Source organism: Bradyrhizobium sp. 192 (assembly GCF_023100965.1).
In the GTDB taxonomy this organism is placed as follows: Bacteria; Pseudomonadota; Alphaproteobacteria; order Rhizobiales; family Xanthobacteraceae; genus Bradyrhizobium; species Bradyrhizobium symbiodeficiens.
The window spans coordinates 7,440,869-7,444,425 of the sequence record NZ_CP064690.1 but is presented as its reverse complement, the minus strand read 5'-3'; the positions used below and the strand labels follow the sequence as shown (position 1 = coordinate 7,444,425).

At 60.8% G+C, this 3,557-nt stretch carries 5 protein-coding genes; 3 read left to right on the top strand and 2 right to left on the bottom strand.

Features of this window, described 5'->3' with window-relative positions; all coding sequences use genetic code 11:
- The first annotated feature begins 698 nt into the window (after positions 1 to 698).
- The gene (locus IVB24_RS34945) at positions 699 to 1,154 is read left to right on the top strand and encodes a hypothetical protein (protein ID WP_247447446.1); all 456 of its coding nucleotides are present in this window, start codon (positions 699 to 701) and stop codon (positions 1,152 to 1,154) included.
- On the opposite strand, the gene IVB24_RS34940 is transcribed toward IVB24_RS34945, so the two are convergent.
- Positions 1,043 to 1,411: an NmrA family NAD(P)-binding protein gene (locus tag IVB24_RS34940; RefSeq protein ID WP_247447581.1), complete on the bottom strand. Its 369-nt coding sequence runs from the start codon at positions 1,409 to 1,411 to the stop codon at positions 1,043 to 1,045. The genes IVB24_RS34945 and IVB24_RS34940 overlap by 112 nt on opposite strands.
- 57 nt (positions 1,412 to 1,468) lie before the next feature.
- Positions 1,469 to 1,741 (bottom strand): DoxX family protein, encoded by a 273-nt coding sequence (locus IVB24_RS34935; RefSeq protein ID WP_247447447.1) that lies wholly within the window; start codon positions 1,739 to 1,741, stop codon positions 1,469 to 1,471.
- 268 nt (positions 1,742 to 2,009) lie between these two features.
- Here IVB24_RS34935 and IVB24_RS34930 point away from each other — a divergent pair, with 268 nt between their 5' ends.
- Positions 2,010 to 2,915: a LysR family transcriptional regulator gene (locus tag IVB24_RS34930; RefSeq protein ID WP_247447448.1), complete on the top strand. Its 906-nt coding sequence runs from the start codon at positions 2,010 to 2,012 to the stop codon at positions 2,913 to 2,915.
- 262 nt (positions 2,916 to 3,177) lie between these two features.
- Positions 3,178 to 3,510 (top strand): thioesterase family protein, encoded by a 333-nt coding sequence (locus IVB24_RS34925; RefSeq protein ID WP_346771385.1) that lies wholly within the window; start codon positions 3,178 to 3,180, stop codon positions 3,508 to 3,510.
- Positions 3,511 to 3,557 lie beyond the last annotated feature (47 nt).

The window sequence follows — 3,557 nt, the reverse complement described above, 5'->3', positions numbered from 1 at the left end:
AAGCCGTGGCGGACTCAGTCACGAGCCGGATCGGGTCCTGGGCCCTGTGCCGGAGGAGATCCGGCTTTCGAGGTCGCGGGCAAGATCACTCTTCGCACGAATTTCGCCTGTAACCGACCTGAGCTGCTGATTCCGCTCGATGTTGCACGCGCCGCCGCCGACCGGGCATGCTCCCGGCGCCGTTTTCCACGTCTAACTCGATCTGCGCCCGTACTTTGACGGGGGGAGCGGCCGGGTAGGGCCGGCCGGGACAGGTCTGAGCGTCCGATGGAGGAAACCTGCGCAAGCTAGCGGCGGACGGCCAAAGATGACGCGCGACGGGATTTAAGTGGACTTAGGCGGCCGTCCGAATGATCTCGAATCGCACCGCCTTTTCCGGGGGGATCATCAAAACGGCCCCCTGACTGCGTGTTCCAGCCGATCGTGATCACCGATTCCAGGCCATCGTGATCACCCATTCCAGAGCATCGTGATCGTCGTTTCCAGCCGATCGTGATCGCTATTTCCAGCGATCATGATCGGGGGCAACGGGGAGGCGCGCACCGCTGACAGTCTGCAACCCGGCTACCTTGGTCTTTTGCCCAACCGCAGAGGATCGAGATGCCGACAGAGAGACTGTCCATGCGCCACATTCGTGAAGCTCTACGCCTGCACTACAGCGTCGGCATGTCGCAACGCGCCGTTTCCGCAGCCTCGGCTTGGCCCAAGGCACGGTCAGCAAGTACCTCAACCGCGCCCGCCGCGCCGGCCTGACCTGGCCGTTGCGGCCAGAGCTGGATGACGATGTCCGGCTCGAGAACCGCCTGTATCCGCCACCCTCTGATCGGCCCAGCGAGGAACGTCCGCAGCCGGATTGGGCGCTCGTGCATCGCGAGCTGCGGCGCCCGAACGTCACGCTGATGCTGTTGTGGGAGGAGTATTGCGACGCAAGCTCCGACAGCTTCAGCTACTCATGGTTCTGCGAACGCTACAAGGAGTGGGCCGGCCGCCTCAAGCCGACCCTGCGCCAGGTCCATGTCGCCGGCGAGAAGCTGTTCGTCGACTATTCCGGCCACACGATGGAGGTGGTTGACGGGCTCACGGGTGAGGCCCGCATCACCCAAAAGACCGTCGAGATATTTCTCCGCGGCAAGCGGGTGAGCGCCTCGACATAGTTCGCAATCACGCCCTTGGCCTCTTTGTAATCGGGCGAGGGGGCCCAGATAGCCGGCAACATGACAAACGCGCCTTCGACGCCTTTGAGCGCCCGCTCGATGGCTGCCGAATAATTCCAATCACCGTCAACCAGTTCCACGCCCTGGTTCGCCCAGCTTGACCCCTTCTCGCGATTGCGGACTAGCGCGCGTACCTCCTTGCCGTGCGCCAAGAGATGTTCTGCCGTTGCGCCGCCCACTTTTCCCGTGATTCCCATTACTAAGAACATGCGTTTTCTCCTGATCTTGAGGGACAGAGCACTGCCCCTGTTGGTTCAACGGATGAGCGGCAGAATGGCCCGGATTCGGGGATCGCGCGCGTAGAGGCCGCCCCATGTCATCGCGCCCAGAAGCAGGGAAATGATTTCCGGCGGCGATCCCAACTCACCAATGCGGACATGGGCGCAGGTGGCACCTCCCAAAAAGCCCGTCACTAGGATCGCGCCGAGGACGGCGGTGGCCGGGATGGCGTAAAGGATGGCGCAGGCGAGTATGATCAGACCCACGACACAGGTCAGGTCCATCGCGAACCCGGTTTCGTGCAACATGCTCGCGATCTGTGACGGCGCGAAAAGCTGAATAGTGCCGTCTGCCACCAGAGCGATAAAACGCGCTCACTATCCGGCCGGCCCATAGGCTGCGATGCAAGATCATAGCTTCAGGCACGTGATGCAGGTTCATAGTTTGGGACACTTGTCGTTCTCCGATGGGGGGATCCCATATTCGGAGCTCACTTACTGTGTCTCTTAGGTATGATAAACACCCAGGAAATGAACTCACTGTTCTCCCTGCGGTGAACAATACCGAGGCATGAAAATGCAGAATCTCGAACCGATCCTCATTTTCATAACGGTAGCGGAAATGGGGAGCTTCACCCGCGCAGCCGATAGCCTGGGCATTCAGAAGGGAAGGGCTTCAACGGCGGTCCGGAAGCTGGAAGAAGATGTTGGTGTGAGGCTCCTGCACCGGACGACGCGCAGCGTTCAGTTGACGGAAGACGGACGCGCATTTCATGCGCGTGCCCGCGATCTGCTTGCTGAAGTCGATGACCTGCACTCCATGTTCGCAGGCGATCGCGTGGCACTTCGCGGGCGTTTGCGGGTCGATCTTCCGACCGAGGTGGCGCGCACAACGATCGTGCCGGCCTTGCCGGATTTCATGGCGGCTCACCCCGAGTTGGAGCTGGAGGTGTCGAGTACGGATCGGCAAGTCGATCTTGTTCAAGAAGGGTTCGACTGTGTATTGCGGCTTGGACCAATAGGGGACGAGACGCTGATTGCCCGTCCACTGGGCCTGTTGCGCATGGTCAACGCTGCCAGTCCCCCCTATCTGGCGCGCTACGGCGTCCCTCGATCGCTGGATGATCTCCGGCATCAGGAACATCGGACTATTCATTTTTCGACGATGCTGGGCGCAAGACCCTATGGATGGGAATATCCGGACGGCGACAGCTACGCGACGCTTCAGTTGCCAGGTGCGCTACACGTCAACAGCGCGCAGACCTACGAAGCCGCTGCCCTCGCCGGCCTTGGCCTGATTCAGGCGCCACTCTTGGGGATTGGCCGATACTTAGAGAGTGGAGCGCTTGTGGAGATCATACCCGATTTTCGTCGCCGGGCGCTCGCCGTGTCCCTCGTCGTAGCACATCGGAGCGATCTGTCGCGTCGAGTCCGCGCATTCATGAAATGGATCGAAGATGTGCTGACGCCGTATCTGGAATAGCGAGACGGACATCTTCGTCCGCGCCTCGAAATCAACATTCTGAAATTATGTCTGCCGGTCGGCGGCCCGGCGGTCCAACAGAAAGCGCAGCGCATCCCGAAGGCGCTGCGGCTTGCGATGGAAGGGCATGGATAAATAATCTGCTGCTCATTCACGCCTTCGCGTCCAGCGACCCATTGAAACCAACCCGCTGGGCTTCTGTTGCGACATCGTCAAACCAGTGTTCTCCGGCATCGTCTATCACGCGAACTATCTGCGCTACATGGAGCGTGGTCGCACCAATCATCTCAGGCTGATGGGCGCCGAGCAGCAGGCGCTGTTCGATCAGGTGGAGACCGAAGGTGCGGGTTTTGCGTTCGTGGTGCGCTCGATGCATCTGGATTTCCTGAAACCCGCGCGGATGGACGACGTGCTCGACGTCGTGACCTGGCCGGTTGCGGTAAAGGGCGCCTCGATCATGCTGGCGCAGGAAGTCCGTCGCGGCGAGGAGGTTCTGGTGAAGGCCGAGGTCCGCGTCGCCTTCATCAGCGGCGGCCGCGCCCAGCCGATCCCGAAATCGATCCGCGCCTTGATGAAGGCCGATTTGATTTCGTGATCGCCCGATAAGTGATCACCCGATTTGTGGTGGCCTATCGACTCCAC

What these genes read in the sequence shown, in the direction of transcription:
- IVB24_RS34935 (WP_247447447.1), bottom strand. Translation starts at nt 1,741, where the DNA reads ATGTTGCACGAAACCGGGTTCGCGATGGACCTGACCTGTGTCGTGGGT.
- IVB24_RS34940 (WP_247447581.1), bottom strand. Translation starts at nt 1,411, where the DNA reads ATGGGAATCACGGGAAAAGTGGGCGGCGCAACGGCAGAACATCTCTTG.
- IVB24_RS34930 (WP_247447448.1), top strand. Translation starts at nt 2,010, where the DNA reads ATGCAGAATCTCGAACCGATCCTCATTTTCATAACGGTAGCGGAAATG.
- IVB24_RS34925 (WP_346771385.1), top strand. Translation starts at nt 3,178, where the DNA reads ATGGAGCGTGGTCGCACCAATCATCTCAGGCTGATGGGCGCCGAGCAG.